Origin of the sequence: Rhodanobacter sp. C06 (assembly GCF_002001105.1) — a bacterium.
Taxonomy (GTDB): Bacteria; Pseudomonadota; Gammaproteobacteria; order Xanthomonadales; family Rhodanobacteraceae; genus Rhodanobacter_A.
In genome coordinates this window covers 1-24,850 of the sequence record NZ_MUNP01000067.1, presented here as the reverse complement: position 1 = coordinate 24,850, position 24,850 = coordinate 1, and the positions used below count along the sequence as shown (strand labels likewise).

Sequence of the window (24,850 nt, the reverse complement as noted above, 5' to 3'; positions counted from 1 at the left end):
GATGAACAAGCCAGCACTACCCTGCCCCGCCTCCTTCCGCCACGGCGTCGTGCTCGTGGCGCTGATGGCGACCGCCACGCTCGCCGCCTGTTCGTCCGGTTCGGGCGCACCGGAGTCCGCGAACACGACGCCGCACAACGTGACGCTGACCCAGGCTCAGCAGCGGAGCATCCATTTCTACACGGTCGAACCGTCGTCCTATCGGACCGTGACCGACACCAACGGTGTGGTGGATTTCGACCACAACCGCTCCACCGACGTGCTCGCGCCGATCTCGGGCCCGGTCGCGAAACTGCTCGTGACACTGGGCCAGACGGTGAAACAGGGACAGGCGCTGGCGCTGGTGGACTCGCCCGACTTCGCCGCTGCCATAGGTACGTATCGCAAGGCCGTTGCCGCGGCCAAGGCGGCCGACCAGATCGCCGCGACCGACCGCGACCTCTACGCGCACAAGGCGGTGTCGCAGCGCGAATACGCGCAGGCGCAATCCGACGCGATCGGCGCCGATTCCGATCGCAACGCCGCATTGCAGGCGCTGGTCGGGCTGCATGTCGATCCGCGGAGCATCGCCGACATCCAGGTCGGCCGGACACCAGCAGGCGGCCCAGGCGCGATCCGCGCGCCGATCGCCGGCACCGTGGTGGTCAAGTCGATTACGCCGGGACAGCTGTTGTCGGCGGGGACCACCGACTGCTTCACCATCGCCAACACCTCGAAGATGTGGGTGATGGCGCAATTGTTCGGCCATGAAATCGACACGGTGAAGGTGGGCGATCCCGCCGAGATCGATACCGGCGACGGCGGCAAGGCGATCACCGGCACGGTCAGCAATGTCGGCGCGGTGATCGATCCGAATACGCGCTCGGTGAGCGCGCGCGTCGCGGTCGACAATCCGGCTGGTGCGCTGAAGCAGCAGATGTACGTGTCGGTGCGGATCCAGTCGCGCGACGAGCGAACGGGCATGCTGATTCCCGTGTCGGCGGTGCTGCGCGACGACGAGAACCTGCCGTTCGTCTACGTGGTCGCGGCGGATGGCGGCTACGCGCGCACGCCGGTGACGCTGGGCAAGCGGATCGGCGACCGTTACGTGATTCCGCAGGGCGTCCACGCCGGCGACAAGGTGGTGGTGGACGGGGCGATCTTCCTCAATTTCATCCAGACCCAATGAGCGCCACGCTCCCGCCAGACGCATCGAAGCGCGACGCTTCGATCATCAACCGCATCGTCGCGTTCGCGCTGGAACAGCGGCTGCTCGTCGTGCTGCTGTCGTGCGCGCTCACGGTCGCCGGCATCTGGGCCTACAACTCGCTGCCGATGGATGCGTATCCCGACCTGTCGCCACCGATGGCGGAAATCATCACCCAGTGGCCAGGCCATTCGGCGGAGGAAGTCGAGCGCCTGATCACGGTGCCGGTGGAGCTGGGGATGAACGCGATCCCGGGCCTGGTGACCAAGCGGTCGATCTCGCTGTACGGGTTGTCGGACGTCACTCTCACCTATGCGAACGGCGTCGACGATTATTTCGCGCAGCAGCAGGTGTACAACCGCCTGCCCGGCATCACGCTGCCCAGCGGCGTCACGCCCTCGCTGTCGCCGATGTCGCCGCCGTCCGGCCTGTCCTATCGCTACGTGCTGCAGAGCTCCGACCGCTCGCCGATGGAGCTGAAGACGCTGGAGGACTGGGTGATCGCGCCGCAGTACCGGTCGGTGCCTGGCGTAGCCGACGATTCCGCGTTCGGCGGCGGCAACATGCAGTACCAGGTGCTGCTCGATCCGGTGAAGATCGCGGCGCTCGGCCTGGGCGTGACGCAGATCGAGGCCGCGCTGACCGCGAACAACAGCAATGCCGGCGGCGGCTTCTACCAGCAGGGCGGCCAGTTCTTCTACGTGCGCGGACTCGGGCGGCTCGCGACTCTGCAGGACATCGGCAACGTGGTGCTGGCCATGCACAACGGTACGCCGGTCCTGGTGAAGGATGTCGGCACGGTGAAGATCGGCATCGCGCCGCGCCTTGGCGAGTTCGGCTACATGGACCAGGACGATGCGGTCGAGGGCGTGATCCTGACGCTCACCGGAGCGAAGACCCAGAACGTGCTGAAACGCGTCGAGGCCAAGACCCGGGAACTCAACGACGAGATCCTGCCGAAAGACGTCAAGATCCACCCGTTCTACGATCTCACCGACCTGATCCAGCAGACCAAGGAGGTGGTGCGGCACAACCTGCTGGTCGGGATGTTGCTGGTGATCGCGGTGCTGGTGTTCTTCCTGTATGACCTGCGCGCCGGCCTGATCGTCGCGGTCACGATCCCGCTCTCCTTGCTGTTCGCATTTTGCGGGCTGCACCTGCAGAACGCCTCGGCAAACCTGCTTTCGATCGGCGCGGTGGACTTCGGCATCCTGGTGGATGCCGCGGTGGTGATGGTGGAGAACATCTACCGCCAGCTTGCCCTGCGCGAGGGCGCCCCGCTGGACATCACCGCCGTCATCCGCGACGCGGCCGCCGAGGTCGATCGCCCGCTGTTCTATGCGGTAGGAGTCATCGTGGCCGGCTTCCTGCCGATCTACGTGCTCAGCGGCCCTTCCGGCACGCTGTTCAAGCCGATGGCCGACACCATGATCTTCGCGATCGTCGGTTCCTTGATCGTCACGCTGACCCTGTTGCCGGTGCTGTGCGCATGGTTCATGCGCAAGGGCGTGCGCGAGCGGCGCAACGCGATCTTCGAGGCGATCAAGACGCGTTATGCGCGATGGCTCGACACCTGCCTGGCGCATCCGTGGCGCATCACGGTTGCCGCGGGCGTGTTGCTGGGCCTGTCGCTGCTGCTGGTGCCGTTCATGGGCGCGGAATTCATGCCGCAGCTCGACGAAGGCGCCTTGTGGGTGCGCGCGACGATGCCATACACCATCTCGTTCGACGAGGCCGCGAAGATCTCCCCGCAAATCCGCAAGGTGCTGCGCTCGTTCCCGGTCGTCACCACGGTGGCATCCGAGCTGGCGCGTCCCGACGACGGCACCGACTCCACGGGCTTCTTCAACGACGAATTCTTCGTGGGCCTGAAACCGTATTCGGAATGGCATGGCGCCTACCGCGACAAGCAGGCGCTGATCGACGCGATCGACGCGAAGCTGCGGAAATTCCCCGGCATCCAGTTCAACTACTCCCAGCCCGCCGAAGATGCGGTGGACGAAGCCGAGACGGGCCTGAAGAGCGCGCTGGCGGTGAAGGTGTACGGACCGGACCTGCGTACGCTGCAGGAGAAAGGCAAGCAGATCAAGGCGGCGATGGCGAAGGTGCGCGGCATCGCCGACCTGACCCTGGTGCACGAACTGGGCCAGCCCAACCTCGCGATCAAGATCGACCGCGCCAAGATCGCGCGCTACGGCATCAACGTGGACGACATCAACAACCTGATCGAGGCCGCCGTCGGCGGCAACGTCGCGACCGAGGTGGTACAGGGCGAGAAGCAATTCGACCTGGTGGTGCGCCTGCTGCCGCAGTACCGCAACAACCCGCAGCAGATCGGCAACATTCCGGTCGCGACGCCGGGCGGCCAGGAAATCCCGTTGCGGGAGTTCGCCAGCATCACGGTCGAGAACGGTGCCTCCTTCATCTATCGCGAAAACGATTCGCGCTACATCGGCGTGCAGTTCTCGGTGCAGGGCCGCGACCTCGCCGGCACGGTGCAGGACGCGATGGCGCAAGTCGCGAAGCAGGTGAAACTGCCGCAGGGCTATCGCCTCGACTGGGGCGGCGAATACAAGGAATACGCGGCCTCGCACCGGCAACTGAACATCGTGCTGCCACTCACGCTGGCCGTCATCTTCCTGCTGCTGTTCGCGTTGTACGGAAACTTCAAGTTCCCGTTGATCACCGTGCTCGGCGTGCTGCTGTCGGCGCCGATCGGCGGCATCGTCGCGCTGTGGATCACGCACACGCCGTTTTCCGTTTCATCCGGCATCGGCTTCCTGGCGTTGTTCGGCGTGTCGGTGCAGACCGCCGTGGTCTACATCTCCTACGTCAACGAGTTGCGATTGAGCGGCACTCCGATCGACGAGGCCATCCGGGAGGGCGCGATCCTGCGCCTGCGCCCGATCATGATGACCGCGCTCGTGGCCGCGCTGGGCCTGCTGCCGGCCGCCATTGCCGTCGGCGTCGGCACCGATACGCAGAAGCCGTTCGCGCTGGTGATCGTCAGCGGTCTGTTCACGCGGTTGGCGATCAGCATCTTCCTGATGCCGGCGCTGTACAGCCTCGTGGCGCGCAACAACGACCGGCTGCAGGTATGAACCGGGCGCTGCCGCGGAGGCCTGCCGCTACGACAGCATCCCGACGATGCCGGCATACAGGCCAAGCCCGGCGGTGAGCGCGATGGTGGCGCCGACCAGCACGGCGTAAGCGCCCTTGAGGCGGTACGGCGCGGGCAGCACGCGCCGCGCCAGCAGGAACAGGAAACCCAGCACGATAGGCAGCAGCAGCGCGTTCATCACCTGCACGCCCACGCTCAGTTCCACCAGGTCGACGCCCGAGGCGACCAGCACGCCGCCCAGTGCCAGGATCAGTGCGCAGGCGCCGTAGAACCACGGTGCCTCCTGCGGTCTGTGGCGCAGCGAGTGTTCGAAGCCCATCACCTCGCCCAGCGCGCGCGCCGCGGTCAGCGTCACCACGATGGTGGCCACCAGCGCGGCGCCGACCATGCCCAGCGCGAACATCAGCGTGCCCGCCCAGCGGCCGAGGAAGGGCGTCAGCGCATCCACGATCTGCTGCACGGTATCCAGCGGCTTGCCCGGCTGCGTTCGCCCGATGGTGGCCGCCACGGCGACCAGCACCGCCGCCATCACCGCCTGGGTCAGCACCGAACCGATCGCGGTATCCCAGCGCGCGGCGCGCAGGTCGGCGGCGGTCAGTCCCTTCTCCGCCACCGCCGACTGCTGGTAGAACACCATCCACGGCATGATCACCGCACCGATGTTGGCGGCCACGAGGTAGAGATGGCGGTGGTCGGCGAACGGCACCTGCATGATCTGCGTCCATGCCGCCGACAGATCCGGCTTAGCCTGCCAGGCCACGACGAGGAACACGCACTCGAACAGGCCGATGGCCAGCGCGATGCGCTCCACCGTGAGATAGGAGCCATTGCACACCATCGCGGTGAGCCCGGCCGCCACGATGAGCATGCTGAGCCAGGCCGGGATACCCAGCAGCGCACCCACGCCGGCGATGCCGCTCAGCTCGGTGACCAGTGCACCCACGCAGGCGAGCAACAGAGTGGCCACCGACACCCAGGCCCAGAAACGGCCGAAATGCAGGCGGATCGCATGCCCGTGCCCGTGACCCGTGAAGATGCCCAGGCGCACCGTGAGCTCCTGCACGATGAACAGGATCGGCACCATCACTATCTGCAGGAGCAACAGGCGATAGCCCGATTCCGCACCGCTCTGTGCCGCCGTGACGAGGCTGCCCGCGTCGGTGTCCGCCAGCATCACCACCATGCCAGGGCCGGCCACCGCGAGCAGACGCAGCCAACGCGACCGCCGCCTGCCGGCGGCAGCTTCCGTGCGTGGCAACACTTCAACGGTATGCGTATCCAGCGGCATGGTCAGTACGGAATCAAGAATGATTCGCATTTGTACCATGCGGCTTTTCGGGCCCTCCTGATGCAGGTCAGGGCGCTGCCGCGGGCCGCGTCGCGCTCAGCGCCGGGCGCGGAAGAACTCGCGCAGCATCGTGGCCGACTCCTCGGCCAGCAGGCCGCCCTGCACTGCCAGGCGATGGTTGTGGCGCGGGTCGATCAAGGTGTCGAACATGCTGCCGGCGGCGCCGGTCTTGGGATCGGTCGCCGCGTACACCACGCGGCCGATGCGGGCGTGGATCAAGGCCATCGCGCACATCGTGCAGGGCTCCAGGGTCACGTACAAGGTGGCGCCGACGACCCGGTGATTGGTGAGTTTTTCTCCCGCTGCGCGCAGCGCCATCACCTCGGCGTGGGCAGTGGGGTCGTGCAAGGTGATGTTGCGGTTCCAGCCCAGCCCCACGATCTCGCCATTCAGCACCAGCACCGCCCCAACCGGCACCTCGTTCTCGGCGTCGCGGGCATGCGCGGCCAGCTGCAGGGCACGGCGCATGTGGGCTTCGTCTTCGGGGGTGAAGGGCGGCCTGACTTCGATCATTTCAACATGGGTCCGGCACGTAGGTCGGGCTTCAATCCGACGAGGCGGTGCGGTCGGGATGAATCCCGACCTACTCCCACTCGATGGTGGCCGGCGGTTTGCCGCTGATGTCGTAGACCACGCGGGAGACGCCACGCAGTTCGTTGATGATGCGGTTGGAGACCTTGCCGAGGAAGTCGTACGGCAGGTGTGCCCAATGCGCGGTCATGAAGTCGATGGTTTCCACCGCGCGCAGCGCGATCACCCACTCGTAGGCGCGCGCGTCGCCTACCACGCCCACCGATTTCACCGGCAGGAACACGGCGAAGGCCTGGCTGGTCTGGTCGTAGAGGTCGGCCTTGCGCAGCTCCTCGATGAAGATCGCATCAGCGCGAGCGAGCAGTTCCGCATACTCACGCTTCACCTCGCCCAGGATGCGCACGCCCAGGCCCGGGCCGGGGAACGGGTGGCGGTAGACCATTTCGCGCGGCAGGCCGAGTTCCACGCCGATGCGACGCACCTCGTCCTTGAACAGCTCGCGCAGCGGCTCGACCAGCTTGAGCTTCATGTGCGCGGGCAGGCCGCCCACGTTGTGATGGCTCTTGATGACGTGGGCCTTGCCGGTCTTGCTGCCGGCGGACTCGATCACGTCGGGGTAGATCGTGCCCTGGGCCAGCCACTTCACCTGGCCGTGGCCGGCCGCGGTGACCTTGGCGGACTCCTCGTCGAAGATCTCCACGAACAGGCGGCCGATGACCTTGCGCTTGGCTTCCGGATCGGCCACGCCTTCGAGGGCCTTGAAGTAGCGCTCGGCGGCGTTGACGCGGATCACCTTGACGCCCATGTGCTCGGCCATGGTGGCCATCACCTGGTCGCCTTCCTGCCAGCGCAGCAGGCCGGTGTCCACGAACACGCAGGTGAGCTGGTCGCCGATGGCCCGGTGCAGCAGCGCGGCGACCACCGAGGAATCCACGCCGCCGGAGAGGCCGAGCAGCACATGGTCGCCGCCGACCTGCCCACGCACGCGGGCGATCTGGTCCTCGATGATGTTCGCCGCCGTCCACAGCGTGGCGCAGCCGCAGATCCCGGTGACAAAGCGCTGGAGCAACGCACTGCCCTGCTTCGTGTGCGTCACCTCGGGATGGAACTGCACGCCGTACCAGCGCCTGGCCCAGTTCTCCATCACCGCTACCGGAATGCGGGAGGTCGAGCCGGTAATGGCGAAACCCGGCGGCGCCTTGCTGACGTGGTCGCCATGACTCATCCACACGTCGAGCTTGTGCGCACCAGCGTGGTCGCTGAGACCGTCGAACAGCCGGCTCTTCGCCACGATGTCGACTTCGGCATGACCGAACTCGCGCTGATCGGCCGCTTCGGTGGCACCGCCCAGTTGCGCGGCCAGCGTCTGCATGCCGTAGCAGATGCCGAGGATCGGCAGGCCCGAATCAAACACTTCCTGCGGCGCCTTCGGTGCACCCGGCAGCGTGGTCGATTCCGGGCCGCCGGACAGGATGATGCCCTTGGCGCCAAACGCGGCGATCTCGGCCGGTTCGTGGTCCCATGCCCAGATCTCGCAATACACGCCCAGCTCGCGCACGCGGCGGGCGATCAGCTGCGTGTACTGCGCGCCGAAGTCGAGGATGAGGATCTTGTCGCTATGGATGTTGGTGGTCATGGGCGGCAGCAAGGAAGGCTGGAGTCGGTTGTCGTCATTCCGGCGCAGGCCGGAATCCAGTTGCAACGTATTCCGGTTGCCGCGGATGCGTTCCGGATCACGCTTGGCACGGCCGGGCAAACCGTGTGCCTCGCCGCTACTGGATTCCGGCCTGCGCCGGAATGACGCGAGGGAGCGCGAGCGCTCCCGCATTCGTCAGGAATTCAGCCGGTAATTCGGCGCTTCCTTGGTGATCTGGATATCGTGCGGATGCGCCTCGGTAACGCCGGCACTGGTCACCTTGACGAACTGCGCCTTCGCGCGCACGTCCTCGACCGTGGCCGCGCCCAGGTAACCCATCGAGGCGCGCAGGCCTCCGATCAGCTGGTGGATGATGTTGCGCAGCGGGCCGCGGTAGGGCACGCGGCCCTCGATGCCTTCGGGCACCAGCTTGTCGGCGTCGGCCTCGTTGTCCTGGAAGTAGCGATCCTTTGAGCCGAGCTGCATCGCGCCGATCGAACCCATGCCGCGATAGCTCTTGTACGAGCGGCCCTGGAACAGTTCCACCTCGCCCGGCGATTCCTCGGTACCGGCGAACATCGAGCCCAGCATCACGGTGGACGCGCCGGCGGCCAGCGCCTTGGGGATGTCGCCGGAATAGCGGATGCCGCCGTCGGCGATCAGCGGAATGGAATCCTTCAACGCCGTGGCCACCATGTCGATCGCGGTGATCTGCGGCACGCCCACGCCGGCCACCACGCGGGTGGTGCAGATCGAGCCCGGGCCCACGCCCACCTTCACCGCGTCGGCGCCGGCGTCGCGCAGCATCAGCGCGGCATCGCCAGTGACGATGTTGCCGGCCACCACCTGCACCTGCGGGAAGCTCTTCTTCACCCAGGCCACGCGGTCGATCACGCCCTGCGAATGGCCGTGCGCGGTGTCGACCACCAGCACGTCCACGCCGGCCTCGACCAGCGCCTCGACGCGACGCTCGGTGTCGCCGCCCACGCCCACCGCCGCACCGACCAGCAGCGCCTCGTTGGCGTCCTTGGCGGAATGGGGATTGTCGCGCGCCTTCTGGATGTCCTTCACGGTGATCAGGCCGCGCAGCTGGAACGCGTCGTTGACCACCAGCACCTTTTCGATGCGGTGCTTGTGCAAGAGCTGCAGCACCTCGTCCTGGCTGGCGCCTTCCTTCACCGTCACCAGTCGTTCTTGGCGGGTCATGATGTTGCGCACCGGGTCCTCGGGCTTGCGCTCGAAGCGCATGTCGCGGCTGGTGACGATGCCCACCAGCTTCTCGCCCTCCACCACCGGCACGCCGGAGATATTGTGCGCACGGGTGAGCTTGAGCACGTCGCGGATGGACGTATCCGGCCCCACGGTGAACGGGCTGCGGATCACGCCGGCCTCGAACTTCTTCACCAGGCGCACTTCGGCGGCCTGCTGTTCGAGCGTCATGTTCTTGTGGATGATGCCGATGCCGCCCTGCTGCGCCATGGTGATGGCGAGGCGCGCTTCGGTCACGGTGTCCATCGCGGCGGACACGATGGGGATGTTCAGGCGCAGTCCGCGGGTGAACCGGGTGGAGGTATCCACGTCGCGTGGCAGCACGGTGGAATGGCCCGGAACGAGGTAGACGTCGTCGTAGGTGAGAGCCTCGGCGAGAATGCGCATGGTGAGCCCCGCTGCAAAGAGAGGATTATACGCGGCACTGCAGCATGTCGCCAGACCAGTGCGACAAAGTCAGCTGGCTTCGGCGGCTTCCAGCGTGTTCTCCATCAGCGTGGCCACCGTCATCGGGCCCACGCCGCCGGGCACCGGGGTGATCCAGCTGGCGCGTTCGGAGGCCGGCGCGAATTCCACGTCGCCCACCAGGCGGCCGTCGTCGAGCCGGTTGATGCCCACGTCGATCACCACCGCGCCGGGTTTGATCCATTCGCCCTGCACCAGGCCCGGCCGGCCCACCGCGACGATCACGATGTCGGCCTGGCGCACGTGGCCTTCCAGGTCGCGGGTGAACTTGTGGCAGCAGGTGGTGGTGCAACCGGCGATCAGCAATTCCAGCGCCAGCGGCCGTCCGACGTGGTTGGATACACCGACGACCACCGCATGCTGGCCGCGCACCGGACGATCGGTGTGGCCGAGCAGGGTCATCACGCCTTTCGGCGTGCACGGGCGCAGGCCGAAGCGGCGCAGCGCGAGGCGGCCCACGTTCACCGCCTGGAAGCCGTCCACGTCTTTGCCGGTGTCGATGCGGTCGACCAGCGCGTCCTCGTCGATGTGCTCCGGCAGCGGCGACTGCACCAGGATGCCGTGCACGGCCGGATCGGCATTGAGCCGGTCGATCAGCGCGAACAGTTCTTCCTGCGTGGTGCGCGTCGGCAAGTCGTAGTCGAAGGAGCGGAAACCGACCTGGTGGCAGGCCTTGCGCTTGTTGCGCACGTACACCGACGAGGCGGCGTCGTCGCCCACCAGCACCACGGCGAGGCCGGGCGCGGCGTGACCCTGCGCCTTGCGCTCGGCGACGCGTCGGCCAATCCGCTCCAACAGTTCCTGCGCGATGCGTTTGCCGTCGAGGATGCGTGCGCTCATGTTGATACCGGGGCGAAGGACGGGACATTATCCAAGCTCCAACCGCAGCGCACAAACGCCAAACCATGGCCGAAGCAATGACCCACGTTACGCCTTCACTCGCCGACGGCCGCCTGGTGCTGCGGCCATGGCGCGACACGGATGTCGCCGAATTGCATGCCGCCGTGCAGGAATCGGTCGCCAGCGTGGGCCGCTGGCTGCCGTGGTGTCGCGCCGACTACGACATGGACCGGGCCGGGGCGTGGACGAGGCATTGCCACGAAACCTGGCGGACCGGCACGCAATTCGCGTTCGCCGTGCGCGACGCGGTTGGCGGCGAACTCCTGGGTGGCTGCGGACTCAACCAGATCAATCCGCTGCATCGCAGTGCCAACCTCGGCTACTGGATACGTGCCTCGCGCCACGGCCAGGGCCTCGCCGCCGCGGCCGCGCGGCTGGTGGCGCGGTTCGGTTTCGCCGAGCTGGGCTTGATCCGGATCGAGATCGTCACCCTGCCCGACAACCATGCCAGCCGGCGCGTGGCGGAGAAGTCGGGCGCCGTGTTCGAGGCGATGGCACGGCAGCGGTTGTGGGCCTGGGATCGCGCCCACGACGCCGCGGTATATGCGCTGATTCCCGCCGACCTCGATCAGCCGGCTGCCGCGCAAAGCGCAGCGATATCCTCGTAACCAGCGAAGCGCGCGGTCGCGCCGCAGCCTGGGCAGGCCGGGTCGCGCGGCAGGCGCGTCTCGCGAAAATGCATGCCCAGCGCGTCGAAGGACAGCAGCCGGCCGACCAGCGGCTCGCCCAGTCCCAGGATCAGCTTCAACGCCTCGGTGGCCTGCAGCAGGCCCACGATGCCCGGCAGCACGCCGAGCACGCCCGCCTCGCTGCAGTTCGGCGCCTCGGCGGCCGAGGGCGGCTCGGGGAACAGGCAGCGGTAGCACGGCGAGTCGTCGCGGCGCGGGTCGAACACGCTGAGCTGCCCGGTGAAGCGCTCCACCGCGCCATAGACCATCGGCAGCTTCAGCCGCTGCGTGGCAGCAGCCAGCAGGTACCTCGCGGGAAAATTGTCGGCGCCATCGATCACCAGGTCATGACCGTCGAGCAGGCGCTCCACGTTGTCGGCGCGCAGCCGCTCGTCGCGCAGCGCGATGCGCACGCGCGGGTTCAGCGCATTCAGCGCGATGCGCGCCGACTCGGTTTTGGCCATCCCCACGCGCGCATCGGCGTGGATCACCTGGCGATGCAGGTTGGAACGTTCCACGCGGTCGTCGTCGATCAGGGTGAGCTGGCCGACGCCGGCCGCGGCGAGGTACAGCGCCGACGGCGCACCGAGGCCGCCGGCGCCGAGCAACACGATCTTCGCGGCCCCCAGCCGCGCCTGCCCCGCCTCGCCCACCTGCGGCAGGCGCAGCTGGCGCGCATAGCGTTCGGCGGCGTCCGCATCCAGCGCACCCGCGACAATCGGCAGGCCTTCGCTCTTCCAGCGCTCGAAGCCGCCGGCCACGGAACGCACGTCGCGATAACCCAGCCGCTGCAAGGTCTCGGCCGCCAGCAGCGAACGTGTGCCGCTGCCGCAGAGGGCAAGGACGGGACGCGCGCGATCCGGTTCTGCCTGTTCGATGCGCAATTCAAGGAAACCGCGCGACAAGCCCAGCGCACCGGCCGGCATGCCGGCGGCGCGTTCGCCGTCCTCGCGCACGTCGATCAGCAAGGCGCCCTGCGCCTGGCGCCCCAGCGCCTCGGCGGGAGCGATTTCGGGAATGCGGCTGCGCAGCTCGGCGAGCCAGGTGTCGCGGTCAAATGGAAGAGGCATGGCAAGAGTGTAGCCTTTCCCCCTCTCCCCTCCGGGGAGAGGGTCGGGGTGAGGGGACATACTGGCGATACTTTCACCAGCAAGGCCGATTTTCGATGAGTACTGCGGCAAGCACCCACCCCTCACCTCAATCCTCTCCCCAAAGGGGAGAGGAGGCGAACGGGCCGTGCGGGTTCGTGTTCATGCTGGTCAGTACGCGAATTGTCCATCGCGCTCCGGACAAACCACGAGTTTATTTCCCGCGCTTCTTCATCTCGCGGATCATGCGCTGGCGTTTGCGCTGCTGCGCTTCGGTGAGCACGTTCTTCTTGCCGGCGTACGGGTTCTCGCCTTCGCGGAAACTGATGCGTACCGGCGTGCCTTCCAGCTTGTAGCGCTTGCGGAAGAAGTTTTCCAGGTAACGCTGATAGGCCGGCGCGATGTGCTTGGTGCGGCTGCCGTGGATCACGATGGTGGGCGGATTGTTGCCGCCGGGATGCGCGAAGCGCAGCTTCGGCGCATGCCCGCGCACCAGCGGCGGCTGGTAGCTCTCGTAGGCTTTTTCCAGTGTCTTGGTCAGGTCGGAGGAACTCAGTTCCTTCGTCGCTGCGGCATGCGCACGCACCACCGCGCGCATCAGCTCGCGCAAGCCGGAACCGTGCAGCGCGGAGATGAACACGGTCTTCGCCCAGTCGACGAACTGCAGGCGGCGATCCAGCGCACGCTCACATTGCTCGCGCTGGTAGGCGTCCAGGCCGTCCCACTTGTTCACCGCGATCACCAGCGCCCTGCCTTCGTCCATCGCATGGCCGATCAGGGTGAGATCCTGGTCGGCGAGGTTCTCGCGCGCGTCGATCAGCATCACCACCACCTGGGCGGCGGCGATCGACTGCAGGGTCTTGATGACGCTGAACTTCTCCACCGCCTCCTCGACGCGCGCCTTGCGACGCACGCCGGCGGTGTCGATCAGGGTGTAGCGGCGGCCGTCGCGTTCCAGCGGCACGCGGATCGGGTCGCGGGTGGTGCCGGCCACGTCGGAGACGATCAGCCGGTCCTCGCCGAGCAGGCGGTTGATCAGGGTGGACTTGCCCGCGTTCGGCCGCCCCGCGATGGCGACGCGGATGGAACCGTCCTCGCCCGCGGCCAGTTCCTCGTGCGCGTCTTCCGGCAGCACCGGCAGCAGCGCGGCGATCAGCTCTTCGGTGCCACGGTTGTGCGCGGCGGACAGCGGCAGCGTGGTCGCGATGCCGAAGCGGGCGAATTCCGCCAGCGCCTCGTGCAGGTCCAGGCCGTCGGTCTTGTTCACCGCCAGCAGCAGCGGCTTGCCGCTGCGGCGCAGCTCGTCGAGGATGTTGCGATCCTGCGGCAGCAGGCCGTCGCGCGCATCCACCACGAACACCAGCGCCTGCGCTTCCTCGATGGCCAGGCGCACCTGCTGCGCGGTGAGCCCGTCGAGGCCTTCGTCCACGCCGGAGAGGCCGCCGGTGTCGACCACCACGAACGGGCGCGCGCCGGTGCGGCACACGCCGTAATGGCGATCGCGGGTGACGCCCGGCAGGTCGGCCACCAGGGCGTCGCGGCTGCGCGTCAGCGCGTTGAACAGGGTCGATTTACCGACGTTGGGGCGACCGACCAGGGCGACGACGGGCAGCATGAGAGGTCATGGTTCCCGGCGATCAGTGCGCAGCGAGACGGTAGGCGCCGATGTGGCCCTTCACGTCCTCGACATACACGGTGTCGCCCACCACCAGCGGCTGGGCCTGGATCGCCTTCTTCGACAGGCGCACGCGCGCGGCCAGCGCGCCGTCGCCCGCCTGCAGCCAGTGCACGTAGCCGTAGGCGTCGCCCACCACCACGTAGTTGCCCTGCACGGCGGGACCGGTGAGCCAGCGGTACTTCAGCTTGTCGTTCTTCCACATGTCGGCGCCGCCGCTGCGGTCGAACGCCCACGCCACGCCCTGGTCGTCCACGCCGTAGACGGAGTTGCCGCCCACGGCTAGCGCGGTGTAGGTGGAGAACGGATGCGACCACAGCGGGCGGCCGCTGGGGCCGTCGATCGCGCTGAGGTTGCCGTGGTAGGCGGCGCCGTACAACGTGCTGCCGTCGAGCAGGATCGCGCCATCGGCATCGTCGAGACGCTCGATGTCGGTGCGGCCCTCGCCGTTGGCGAGCTTCTGCTCCCACAGCTTCTCGCCGTTGTCCTGGCGCAGCGCGACCAGCTTGCCGTCGTCGGTGCCAATGAACACGACGCCGTTCGCGGCCAGCGGCACGCCGTTGCCGCGCAGGCTGAGCGACGGCACATTGCCCTGGTCGTAGACCCAGCGGCGCTTGCCGGTGGCGGCGTCGAGACCGTACACGCGACCGTCCTGGGTGCGCACGATCACCAGGTCGCCGCTGATCGCCGGCGCGGCGATCACTTCGGAAACCAGGTCGGCCTCCCAGCGCGGGCTGCCGTCCTTCGCACCCATCGCGTAGACGTGGCCGTCGAGCGTGCCAACCGCAAGCAGGTCGCCGGCCACGGCCGGGCCCCCGGCATACGCGGCATCGACGCCCTTCGCGTGACCCAGGCCGAACCAGCCCTTGCTGCTGCGGGTGGTCTTTTCCCACAGCTTCTTGCCGCTGGCGGCGTCGAACGCGGCGATCTTGCCGTCGGTGCTGTCGGCATACAACACGCCGTCCGCCACGGTCGGGCGCAGGCGCACGCCGCTGATGCCGGCGCCGTCACCGACGCGCGCGGTCCACACCTTGCTGACTTGCACCGTGGGGGTGAAATGCTTTTCCAGCGGGGTTGGCGGTTCGAGGTTCTTCTTCTTGAACGAGTTGCAACCGGCCAGCAGGACCAGCGAACCCAGGGCGACCAGCCAAATGCTCTTCTTCACCACGACTTTCATGCACCCTGCTTTCCGGCCACGGCCAGATCGTCGATTTTCATCTGCAGGACGGCATGCTGCGGCGCGTCCTCACCCAATGCCGTCATCGCCGCCTGGTAGGCCTTGCGTGCGTCGTCGGCGCGTCCCAGCTTGACCAGCGCATCGCCGCGGAGTTCCTGGTTCAGGCCCGTGTACTGGCCCGCCGGCATGGCTTCGAGCGTGGCCAGTGCGGCCTGGCCGTCGCCCTTGGCCAGCTGCACGCGCGCCATGCGCAGTTCCACCAGCGCCTTCAGCGCCGGGTCGGCGGCATGCGTCTCGGCCCACTGCAGCGAGGCGATCGCCTTGTCCAGCTGCTTGTCCTGTACCTGCTGTTTCGCGCGGTCGCTGACCGCGAACAGCGCGTACGGCGACTTGGCGTAGTCCTTCATCAGCTCGTCGACGAAGGCGGTCGCCGCCGTCGGCTTGCCGCTGGCCAGCGCCACCTGCGCCTGCTGGTACAAGGTGGCCGCCGCGGCCTCGTTGTTCGCCTGGTGCTTGCGCCACTGCTGCAGGCCGAAGATGCCGACCAGGCCGATCGCGATGCCGACGGCGATGGAGAGGCCGTTCTCGCGCAGCCATTTCTGGACACGTTCGCTTTGTTCGTAATCGTCGTATGCGTCAAATGCCATGCTTCACCGTTCGTGGGTACCGCGCGCGGCGCGCGCCGGCAGGCCGGAGGCGAGAAAAAAACGGCTCGCCATCACCCTTCGCCCGTGCCCGGGCGAAGAATGGGCAAGCATAACCGAAATGGATCGCGCGCAGGCGCGGCGAGCGCCTGCGATGTCGCGATCAGAGGGTGGCCGCAGCGGCCTTGCCGTCCGCGATCTGCACGCGGAAATGCGCCACGTTGGCGCGACGAAAACCGTCGAGCGTCACCGGCTGGCCGTCGATGCTCACCTGCGCGCCACCGACGTTGCCGATGCGCACGTCCAGCGGCTGGTCGCTGTGCCAGGTCTTGCTGGTACCGGCGGGCAGCAGACCGTATTCCATGCGCGTGCCATCCTGCCCGGTCACCTCGACCCAACTGGCAGCCGACAGGCTCAGGCTGAGGCTGTGCGCGCCGCTGCCGGCATTGACGGTCGCGGGCGTGCTGATCGTGGGCGGCGTCGGCAAGGTGTCATTGCCGAGATTCGGGAACGGCGCCATGGAGGCCATCAGCGGCTGCTCCGACGCAGCCGGCGCCGAAGCCTGCGGCTGTGCCGGCGTGGCGGAAGCCGGTGCGGTGGACGCGACCGTCTTGGCCGCGCTCACGGCCGGCGTCGATGCATCCTGCTGCGCCACCGGCGAGGCATCCAGCGGAGTGAGATGGCTGAGGTCGCGATCCAGCGTGCTGCGCACGCCGAACCAGATCGTCGGTACCGCGATCACCAGGGTCAGCACCACGTAAGTGGCGGCGGTGGCGTAGCGGTCTAGCAGGAAGCGCGAATGCGAAATGCCGCCGGTGGCCACCAGCGGCGGCTCGATCTGGCGGATGCGCGCCTGTTCGGCCTCGATCTCGGCCGCGTCGATGCCCAGGTACTGCCCGTACTTGCCGATGTAGCTGGCCAGGTAGACCTTGGAATCGATGCCCTGCTGCTCGCCCTGCTCCAGCTTGCGCAGGATGCGCAGCGGCAGCTTCAGCGCATGCGCGCAGGTTTCCAGGTCAGCACCACGCGCCTCGCGCGCCGCGCGCAGACGGCTGCCGAACGCGGCATCGTGGTGATCGAACGCATGGCTGGCGGCGGGGGCTTCCATGAGGTCCGGCCGATCGGCGAACAGATCGTGCGCGGCCGGATCCTGGCCGGGCTGGAAAGGCTGCTTCGTGGTCATTGACTGCTGGCGGTGGTTTTCAGGGCGCGAGCCTGTTCCGAATCCGGGAACTGGCTCTGCAAACGCCTGAGATAGGTCTGGGCTGCGTCCGTATTGCCCAAGCGCGACTCGATATCGTAACCAAGCTTGAGAGCGGCCGCATTGGGTTGGCCCAGCGCATCGAAGCGCTGGATGAAAGCCCGAGCACGAAACGCATCCCCCTGCCGGTAGAGTACTTCGGCGAGATGGAAAAGTGCATCGCCGTTGACGGGATTTCGCGCGATTGCGTCACGAAAACTCGTTTCCGCGCCCGCCGTGTCGTTCGCCCGCAGCTGGCAGATGCCGGCGTTGGTGTACGCCACGTCGGGGGTGGCGTAGAACGGGTCGGCCACCGCCTTGCGGAAGTAGCCGATCGATTCCTGCACCTTGCCGGTACGGCACAGGAACTGGCCGAGATTGTTGTTCGGGGCGCCCTTGGTCGGCTCCAGCGCCACCGCCTTGCGGTAGTGGGCCTCGGCCTCGGGCAGGTTGTTGATCTTCTCGTAGACCACCGCGATCACGGTGTGGGCCGGCGCGTAGTTCGGATCGAACTTCAGTGCCAGCTGCAACTTGGCCAGTGCGTCCTGCAGGTCGCCGTCGGCCATGTAGTGCTGGGCCAACTCGGTGTGGATGCGGGCCGCATCCTGGCGTTGGTCGACCTTGCTGGTCGCCGGGATGTTGGCGGTGCTCGACTGCCCACTGCCGTTGTTGTCGCCGCTGCCATTCACCGTGACGCAGCCGGCCAGCACCAGCGACAACAGACCAACTCCCAGCAGCGGCTTACGGCGCATGCGTCACCCCTTGCTCCACACGTTGGCGTATCCCGGCGCTGCGCCGGGTGCGGTCGTTCACCTGCCCGGCCAGCTGGCCGCAGGCCGCGTCGATGTCGTCGCCGCGGGTACGGCGCAGCATGGTGAGGATGCCGGCGTTGAGCAACTGGGTCTGGAACGCGTGGATGGTCGCGGCGTCCGAGCGCTCGAAACGCGTGCCGGGGAAGGGATTGAACGGTATCAGGTTGACCTTGCAGGTCGGCAGGCGGCGCATGAAGCGGATCAGCTGCTTCGCATGCTCCGGCTGATCGTTCACGCCCTTCATCAAGGTGTATTCGAAGGTGATCGAGGTGCGCGGCTTGCGCGCGATCCAGCGCTGGCAGGCCGCGGTGAGCTCGGCCAGCGGATAGCGCTTGTTGAGCGGCACCAGCTCGGTGCGCAGCTCGTCGTTCGCCGCGTGCAGCGACACCGCCAGCGACACGTCGATCACGTCCGACAGCTTGTCGATCATCGGCACCATGCCTGCGGTGGACAGCGTGACGCGCTTGGAGGCGAGGCCGAAGCCCAGGTCGTCGCGCATCAGGCTCATCGCCTTGACCACGTTGTCGAAGTTCGCCAGCGGCTCGCCCATGCCCATCATCACCACGTTGGTGATGCGGCGGTTCTGGTGGGTGACATTGCCCAGGTGCTTCGCCGCCACCCACATCTGGCCGATGATCTCGGCGGTGGCGAGGTTGCGGTTGAAGCCCTGCGCGCCGGTGGAGCAGAACTGGCAGTTCAGCGCACAGCCGATCTGCGAGGACACGCACAGCGTGCCGCGGGTGGGCTCGGGGATGTACACCGCCTCCACCGCGTTGCGACCATCCATGCCCAGCAGCCACTTGTGCGTGCCGTCGGCAGCGGCCTTGTCCACCAGGGTCTGCGGCGGACCGACGTGGCAGCTCGCCTCGAGCTTGGCGCGCAGCGCCTTGCCCACGTCGGTCATGTTCGCGAAGTCGGATTCCAGGTGATGGTAGATCCACTTCATCACCTGCTCGGCGCGATACGGCTTCTCGCCGAGCTGCGCGAAGAAATCGCGCAGCCCCTGGCGATCGAAGTCGAGCAGGTTGACCTTGCCGGCAGTGCCGGGCTGGTCGGACGGAATGGCGAGTACCTGGGTCATGTCCTTTTCAAGAGTGCGGCCATGGATGGCCGCCTTTTGATCTCCGCGTTCATGGACGAACGCACAAGTAGCGGCTTACCGACTGTGGATTTCCGTGGCAGCAAAGAAGTACGCGATCTCCACCTTCGCCGTCTCGGCGGCGTCGGAGCCGTGCACGGCATTCGCGTCGATCGAGTCGGCGAAGTCGGCGCGGATCGTGCCCGGCGCGGCGTCCTTCGGATTGGTGGCGCCCATCAGGTCGCGGTTCTTGAGGATCGCGCCCTCGCCTTCCAGCACCTGGATCATCACCGGGCCGGAGATCATGAACTCCACCAGCGCCTTGAAGAACGGACGCTCCTTGTGCACCGCGTAGAAACCCTCGGCCTCGGCGCGCGACAGCTGCTTCTGCTTGGCGGCGATCACCTTGAGGCCGGCCTTCTCGAAACGGGCGTAGATCTCGCCGATCACGTTCTTGGCGACGGCATCGGGCTTGATGATGGAAAGGGTGCGCTCCAGCGCCATGGTGTGCTCCGGGAAAACGGGATGGATGAAGTGGCCGGCATCGTGCCGCGAACGGCCAAAACCGACTCGGAATGCGGGTTTAGCCCGCGAAGTTTGACAGATTCTACCCCATTCGCAAGTCGTCGACGGGCCGATCGGCCTGTCGGTTTGACGACAGCGAAGCCGCCCGCGTATGCTCAAACGATCGTTTGAACGACAAGCTTGGCCACGTGGGAAAACCCGATCCGTGAACCGCTCCGGCTCCACCAAGGAACGCATCCTCGCCGCCGCCGAGACCCTGTTCGCCCAGCGCGGCTTCGACGGCGCCTCGCTGCGCCAGCTGACCAGCGACGCCGGGGTCAACCTCGCCGCGGTCAACTACCACTTCGGCTCCAAGGAGAAGCTGGTCGAGCAGGTATTCCGGCGCCGGCTGGACGCGTTGAACGCGCAGCGCCTGGCCGCGCTGGCCCGGGTGGCTGGCCAGCCCGACACCCGGCTGGAGGACGTGCTCGACGCCTTCATCCGCCCTGCCCTCGAACTCTCGCACGAAGACAGCGGTTCGCTGTTCATGCGCGTGCTGGCGCGCGCCTTCGCCGAGCACGACGACAGCCTGCGCAAGTTCCTGTCCGAGAACTACGGCCACGTGATGCGCCAGTTCACCGCCGAGTTCGCCCGCCTGCTGCCGCAGCTGAGCAAGGAGGAGCTGTACTGGCGCATCGACCTGGTCACCGGCGCGCTGACCCACGCGATGTCCGGCTTCGGCATGATCCAGCGCAAGAGCGATGTCAGCGAACGCACCCACCGCGAGCAGACCGTCGCCCACCTCACCCGTTTTGCCGCCGCCGGCCTGCGCGCCGGTGCGTGAGCGCGCCCCTTTCACCGGCCGCTGACCGCCGGCCGCGTTCCATGTCCGTCTTGCCCTACGTGTCCGCATCACTCTGGAGAACCCGATGACTGCTCCATCCACCACCACCCCGACGCTGCGCATCCGCAAGGCCGCCGTGCTGGGCGCCGGCGTCATGGGCGCGCAGATCGCCGCGCACCTCACCAACGCCGGCGTCGAGACCGTGCTGTTCGACCTGCCCGCGAAGGAAGGCCCGAAGAGCGGCATCGCGCTCAAGGCCATCGCCAACCTCGCCAAGCTGTCGCCCGCGCCGCTGGCCGACAAGGACCTCGCCAGCGCGATCATCCCGGCGAACTATGACGAGGACATGGACCACCTCAAGGACGTCGACCTGGTGATCGAGGCGATCGCCGAGCGGATGGACTGGAAGCTGGATCTCTACAAGAAGATCGCCCCGCACGTCTCGCCCACCGCGGTGCTGGCCTCCAACACCTCGGGGCTGTCGATCAACGGCCTCGCCGAAGTGTTGCCAGAGGAAATGCGCCACCGTTTCTGCGGCGTGCACTTCTTCAACCCGCCGCGCTACATGCACCTGGTCGAAGTGATCCCCACCCGGCTGACCGATGCCAAGGTGGTCGAGGGCCTGGAAGCCTTCCTCGTCACCACCGTGGGCAAGGGCGTGGTGATCGCCCGCGACACGCCGAACTTCATCGGCAACCGCATCGGCGTGTTCTCGATGCTGGCCACCATGCACCACACCGAGCAGTTCGGCCTGGGCTTCGACGTGGTCGACGCGCTCACCGGCCCGGCCGTGGGTCGCCCCAAGAGCGCCACCTACCGCACCGCCGACGTGGTCGGCCTGGACACCATGGCCCACGTCATCAAGACCATGGCCGACACCTTGCCGGACGACCCGTGGCACGCCTACTTCAAGGCGCCGGTGTGGCTGAGCGGCCTGATCGAGAAGGGGGCGCTGGGCCAGAAGAACGGCGCCGGCTTCTACCGCAAGGCCGGCAAGGACATCGTGGTGCTGGACCTCGCCAAGCAGGATTACCGCGCCTCCGAGCAGAAGGCTTCGGACGAAGTCGCCACGATCCTCGCGATCAAGAACCCTGCCGAGAAGTTTGCGAAGCTGCGCGCCTCCGAGGACAAGCAGGCGCAGTTCCTGTGGGCCACGTTCCGCGACCTGTTCCACTACACCGCTTTCCACCTTGCCGACATTGCCGACACCGCGCGTGATGTCGACTTCGCGATCCGCTGGGGCTACGGCTGGAAGCTCGGCCCGTTCGAGACCTGGCAGGCCGCCGGTTGGCAACAGGTTGCCAAGTGGGTGCAGGAAGACATCGCAGCCGGCAAGGCAATGAGCAAGGCGCCGTTGCCCGCCTGGGTGCTGGATGGCCGCACCGGCGTGCACGGCAAGGACGGCTCGTGGTCCGCCGCCGACGGCAAGGCCAAGCCGCGCTCCGCGCACCCGGTGTACGCGCGCCAGCTGTTCCCCGATCCCATCCTGGGCGAGCAGTTCGACCAGGGCAGCACGGTGTGGGAGAACGACGGCGTGCGTCTGTGGACGCTGGGCGACGACGGCGTGGGCATCCTCTCGTTCAAGACCAAGATGCACACGGTCAACGACCAGGTGCTCGACGGCATCCAGCACGCCATCGGCATCGCCGAGGAAAAATTGAAGGCGGTCGTGATCTGGCAGACCGGCGAACCGTTCTCTGCCGGCGCCGACCTCAAGGGTGCGCTGGGTCTGCTGCAAGCCGGCAAGTTCGACGACTTCGAGCAGATGGTCGCCAACTTCCAGCGCACCAGCATGCGCATCAAGCATGCGCTGGTGCCGGTGGTCTCCGCCGTGCGCGGCCTGGCGCTGGGCGGCGGCTGCGAGTTCCAGATGCATTCGGCGCGCACCGTGGCCGCGCTGGAAAGCTACATCGGCCTGGTCGAGGCCGGCGTCGGCCTGCTGCCGGCCGGTGGCGGCCTGCACGAACTGGCCGTGCGTGCGGCGCACGCCAACCCGGCCGATCCGTTCGAATCGCTGAAGAAGGTGTTCGAGACGGTGGCCATGGCCAAGGTCTCGCCCAGCGCGATCGAGGCGAAGAACCTGGGCCTGCTGCGCGACAGCGACGTGGTGGTGTTCAACCCCTGGGAGCTGCTCTACGTGGCCAAGAACGTGGCGCTGTCGCTGGCCGAATCCGGCTACCGCCCGCCGCTGTACCAGCGCGCCATCCCGGTCGCCGGCGACGTCGGCACCGCCACCTTCAAGGCCTCGCTGGCCAACCTGCAGGCCGGCTACTTCGCCTCGCCGCATGACGTGGAAATCGCCACTCGCATCGCCGACACCTTGTGCGGCGGCAACATCGAACGCGGCTCGCTGGTGGACGAGGAATGGCTGCTCGCACTGGAGCGCAAGCACTTCGTGGAACTGGCAAAGACCGAGAAAACCCAGGCGCGCATCGCCCACACCATGACCACCGGCAAGCCGCTGCGGAACTGACCGCGCCCTGCTCCCTCCCCTTCAAGGGGAGGGCTGGGGTGGGGATGGTTGTCCCCCACTCCGCGACCAAACCACCAGCCCGCACCCGCGCACCGCGCGAAGGGCAACGGAGAACAAAATGACCAAGCAAGTGCAAGACGCCTACATCGTCGCCGCCACCCGCACCCCGGTGGGCAAGGCGCCGCGCGGCGTGTTCCGCAACACCCGTCCCGACGACATGCTGGCCCACGTCATCAAGGCCGTGATGGCGCAGGCGCCGGGCATCGACCCGCACCGCATCGGCGACGCCATCATCGGCTGCGCCATGCCCGAGGCCGAGCAAGGCATGAACGTGGCACGCATCGGCGTGCTGCTGGCCGGCCTGCCCGACACCGTGCCCGGCGTCACCATCAACCGCTTCTGCTCGTCCGGCCTGCAGGCCGTGGCGATGGCCGCCGACCGCATCCGCCTCGGCGAGGACGACCTGATGCTCGCCGGCGGCACCGAGAGCATGAGCATGGTGCCGATGATGGGACACAAGATCGCGATGAACCCCGCGATCTTCAGCAACGAGCACATCGGCATCGCCTACGGCATGGGCATCACCGCCGAAAACGTGGCCAAGCAGTGGAAGGTCAGCCGCGAACAGCAAGACGCGTTCGCCGTGGAAAGCCACCGCCGCGCGCTCGCCGCCCAGGCCGCCGGCGAGTTCAACGACGAGATCAGCCCGTTCGCGCTGGACGACCATTACCCCAACCTCGCCACCCGCCAGATCATCACCGACAGCCGCAGCATCAGCGCCGACGAAGGCCCGCGCGCCGGCACCACGCTGGAAGTGCTGGCCAAGCTCAAGACCGTGTTCCGCAACGGCCAGTTCGGCGGCACCGTCACCGCCGGCAACTCCAGCCAGATGTCCGACGGCGCCAGCGCCGTGCTGCTCGCCAGCGAAAAGGCGATCAAGGAATACAACCTCAAGCCGCTCGCCCGCTTCGTCGGCTTCTCCGTCGCCGGCGTCAAACCCGAAGTCATGGGCATCGGCCCGAAGGAAGCGATCCCGAAGGCGCTCAAGCAAACCGGCATCACCCAGGATCAGCTGGACTGGATCGAACTCAACGAAGCGTTCGCCGCCCAGGCGCTGGCCGTGATGGGCGATCTCAAGCTCGACCCCAGCAAGGTCAACCCGCTGGGTGGCGCGATCGCGCTAGGCCATCCGCTCGGTGCCACCGGCGCCGTGCGCGTCGCCACCCTGGTGCACGGCCTGCGCCGGCGCAAGCAGAAGTACGGCATGGTGACGATGTGCATCGGTACGGGCATGGGCGCGGCGGGGGTTTTCGAAGCGCTCTGAGTTCCCTCACCGTCATGCCAGCGAACGCTGGCATCCAGTGACTTCCGCTGGAAACAGCAACGGCGCCGTAGCGATACAGCGCCGTTGCTTTATTTATGTGAGGGTGGTTCTGTGCCCGATACAGGCATATCCCATGGTTGGCGATATGTTGCCCAAGGGATACATTCTGCGCATGATCGAAGTCCATCGGACCGAGGCTTTCACATCATGACTGGATGCGCTGCGCAATGAGGCTGCCAGCCTGTGAGGTGAAACATGCGCGCCAAGACCCACCCGTTTGATCCCGCCGAACACCTGGGCACGCCCGAAGCCCAAGCCGAATACATCTCCGTCGCCCTCGAAACCGGCGATCCCGCCTTCATCGCCGACAGCCTCGGCGTTGTGGCGCGCGCCCGCGGCATGTCGCAACTCGCACGCGACACCGGCCTGCGCCGCGAAAGCCTGTACAAGGCGCTGTCCGCCGAAGGCAACCCGGAGTTCGCCACCATCATGAAGGTCTTGCAAGCGCTGGGGGTGAAGCTGAGTGCCAAGGCGGCGTAGCGACCGGGCCAAGTCTGAAATTTGTCCCTGGCACTTTTTTCAAGGGGCACGACGTATCCTATTCCGCGACGCAAGTGGCAATCTTGGGCATACTTTCCGCGCTCGTCTTCACCGTTGGCAGATTTTTCCAAGCTAGGCGTGGCCAGCACTGCGCACTCTGCAAGGACACGCCCGAGATGCAACAAGACCATCGCGGCTAGCAGGCTGTTGAGAAACCTCCGCGCGCCGCCGCGGTCATAGACGTTCTCAATCACTGACCGCCCGATCCGATGCGCAGCCCCGACGTCCAGCAGCTTGGCATGTTCTCGTATGTATCGGTCGAAGACC

General features: G+C 67.1%; 20 protein-coding genes. 7 read left to right on the top strand and 13 right to left on the bottom strand.

What is annotated here, in order from left to right; all coding sequences use genetic code 11:
• Position 1 precedes the first annotated feature (1 nt).
• The gene (locus tag B0E52_RS14350; protein WP_139351702.1) at positions 2-1,168 is read left to right on the top strand and encodes an efflux RND transporter periplasmic adaptor subunit; all 1,167 of its coding nucleotides are present in this window, start codon (positions 2-4) and stop codon (positions 1,166-1,168) included.
• Positions 1,165-4,287 carry a CusA/CzcA family heavy metal efflux RND transporter gene (locus tag B0E52_RS14345; RefSeq protein ID WP_077484903.1) on the top strand — a complete coding sequence of 1,041 codons (3,123 nt, stop codon included), beginning with the start codon at positions 1,165-1,167 and terminating at the stop codon, positions 4,285-4,287. Before B0E52_RS14350 ends, B0E52_RS14345 begins: the two co-directional genes overlap by 4 nt.
• Before the next feature lie 27 nt (positions 4,288-4,314).
• On the opposite strand, the gene B0E52_RS14340 is transcribed toward B0E52_RS14345, so the two are convergent.
• The 5 genes from B0E52_RS14340 to folD all read right to left on the bottom strand — a co-directional run bounded on the left by B0E52_RS14340 (position 4,315) and on the right by folD (position 10,396).
• Positions 4,315-5,625 carry a divalent metal cation transporter gene (locus B0E52_RS14340; RefSeq protein WP_254426812.1) on the bottom strand — a complete coding sequence of 437 codons (1,311 nt, stop codon included), beginning with the start codon at positions 5,623-5,625 and terminating at the stop codon, positions 4,315-4,317.
• A 66-nt stretch (positions 5,626-5,691) separates the two neighbouring features.
• Positions 5,692-6,168: a tRNA adenosine(34) deaminase TadA gene (tadA, locus tag B0E52_RS14335; RefSeq protein ID WP_077484902.1), complete on the bottom strand. Its 477-nt coding sequence runs from the start codon at positions 6,166-6,168 to the stop codon at positions 5,692-5,694.
• Positions 6,169-6,238: 70 nt separating this feature from the next.
• Positions 6,239-7,822 (bottom strand): glutamine-hydrolyzing GMP synthase, encoded by a 1,584-nt coding sequence (gene guaA / locus B0E52_RS14330; protein WP_077484948.1) that lies wholly within the window; start codon positions 7,820-7,822, stop codon positions 6,239-6,241.
• 195 nt (positions 7,823-8,017) lie between these two features.
• The gene (guaB, locus tag B0E52_RS14325) at positions 8,018-9,478 is read right to left on the bottom strand and encodes an IMP dehydrogenase (RefSeq protein WP_077484900.1); all 1,461 of its coding nucleotides are present in this window, start codon (positions 9,476-9,478) and stop codon (positions 8,018-8,020) included.
• Positions 9,479-9,547: 69 nt separating this feature from the next.
• Positions 9,548-10,396, bottom strand: coding sequence for a bifunctional methylenetetrahydrofolate dehydrogenase/methenyltetrahydrofolate cyclohydrolase FolD (folD, locus tag B0E52_RS14320; protein ID WP_077484898.1), 849 nt, complete (start codon positions 10,394-10,396; stop codon positions 9,548-9,550).
• A gap of 65 nt (positions 10,397-10,461) precedes the next feature.
• Here folD and B0E52_RS14315 point away from each other — a divergent pair, with 65 nt between their 5' ends.
• On the top strand, positions 10,462-11,064 hold the full coding sequence (locus B0E52_RS14315) for a GNAT family protein (RefSeq protein WP_254426811.1): 603 nt from the start codon (positions 10,462-10,464) through the stop codon (positions 11,062-11,064).
• Here the strand turns inward: B0E52_RS14315 and moeB are convergent.
• The 8 genes from moeB to ndk all read right to left on the bottom strand — a co-directional run bounded on the left by moeB (position 11,025) and on the right by ndk (position 19,342).
• Positions 11,025-12,194 carry a molybdopterin-synthase adenylyltransferase MoeB gene (moeB, locus tag B0E52_RS14310; protein WP_077484894.1) on the bottom strand — a complete coding sequence of 390 codons (1,170 nt, stop codon included), beginning with the start codon at positions 12,192-12,194 and terminating at the stop codon, positions 11,025-11,027. The two genes, B0E52_RS14315 and moeB, sit on opposite strands and share 40 nt — an antisense overlap.
• Before the next feature lie 232 nt (positions 12,195-12,426).
• Positions 12,427-13,827, bottom strand: a complete 1,401-nt coding sequence (gene der, locus B0E52_RS14305; protein ID WP_077484892.1) for a ribosome biogenesis GTPase Der — start codon at positions 13,825-13,827, stop codon at positions 12,427-12,429.
• A gap of 22 nt (positions 13,828-13,849) precedes the next feature.
• A complete protein-coding gene (bamB, locus tag B0E52_RS14300; RefSeq protein WP_077484946.1) occupies positions 13,850-15,055 on the bottom strand; it encodes an outer membrane protein assembly factor BamB in 1,206 nt (401 codons plus the stop codon).
• A gap of 5 nt (positions 15,056-15,060) precedes the next feature.
• Positions 15,061-15,711, bottom strand: coding sequence for a tetratricopeptide repeat protein (locus tag B0E52_RS14295; protein WP_077484890.1), 651 nt, complete (start codon positions 15,709-15,711; stop codon positions 15,061-15,063).
• A gap of 160 nt (positions 15,712-15,871) precedes the next feature.
• On the bottom strand, positions 15,872-16,891 hold the full coding sequence (locus tag B0E52_RS14290; protein ID WP_254426810.1) for a helix-turn-helix domain-containing protein: 1,020 nt from the start codon (positions 16,889-16,891) through the stop codon (positions 15,872-15,874).
• Positions 16,888-17,658 (bottom strand): type IV pilus biogenesis/stability protein PilW, encoded by a 771-nt coding sequence (gene pilW, locus B0E52_RS14285; RefSeq protein ID WP_254426820.1) that lies wholly within the window; start codon positions 17,656-17,658, stop codon positions 16,888-16,890. Before pilW ends, B0E52_RS14290 begins: the two co-directional genes overlap by 4 nt.
• A 31-nt stretch (positions 17,659-17,689) precedes the next feature.
• Positions 17,690-18,841 carry a 23S rRNA (adenine(2503)-C(2))-methyltransferase RlmN gene (gene rlmN / locus B0E52_RS14280; RefSeq protein ID WP_077484887.1) on the bottom strand — a complete coding sequence of 384 codons (1,152 nt, stop codon included), beginning with the start codon at positions 18,839-18,841 and terminating at the stop codon, positions 17,690-17,692.
• A gap of 75 nt (positions 18,842-18,916) precedes the next feature.
• Positions 18,917-19,342: a nucleoside-diphosphate kinase gene (ndk, locus tag B0E52_RS14275; protein ID WP_077484885.1), complete on the bottom strand. Its 426-nt coding sequence runs from the start codon at positions 19,340-19,342 to the stop codon at positions 18,917-18,919.
• 226 nt (positions 19,343-19,568) lie between these two features.
• Between ndk and B0E52_RS14270 the strand changes: the two genes are divergently transcribed.
• The 4 genes from B0E52_RS14270 (at position 19,569) to B0E52_RS14255 (ending at position 24,523) form a co-directional block, all read left to right on the top strand.
• Positions 19,569-20,186: a TetR/AcrR family transcriptional regulator gene (locus tag B0E52_RS14270; protein ID WP_254426809.1), complete on the top strand. Its 618-nt coding sequence runs from the start codon at positions 19,569-19,571 to the stop codon at positions 20,184-20,186.
• An 85-nt stretch (positions 20,187-20,271) separates the two neighbouring features.
• Positions 20,272-22,659 (top strand): 3-hydroxyacyl-CoA dehydrogenase/enoyl-CoA hydratase family protein, encoded by a 2,388-nt coding sequence (locus B0E52_RS14265; RefSeq protein WP_077484881.1) that lies wholly within the window; start codon positions 20,272-20,274, stop codon positions 22,657-22,659.
• A 118-nt stretch (positions 22,660-22,777) separates the two neighbouring features.
• Positions 22,778-23,983 carry an acetyl-CoA C-acyltransferase gene (locus tag B0E52_RS14260; protein WP_077484878.1) on the top strand — a complete coding sequence of 402 codons (1,206 nt, stop codon included), beginning with the start codon at positions 22,778-22,780 and terminating at the stop codon, positions 23,981-23,983.
• 255 nt (positions 23,984-24,238) lie between these two features.
• Positions 24,239-24,523 (top strand): addiction module antidote protein, encoded by a 285-nt coding sequence (locus B0E52_RS14255; protein ID WP_077484876.1) that lies wholly within the window; start codon positions 24,239-24,241, stop codon positions 24,521-24,523.
• Positions 24,524-24,850 lie beyond the last annotated feature (327 nt).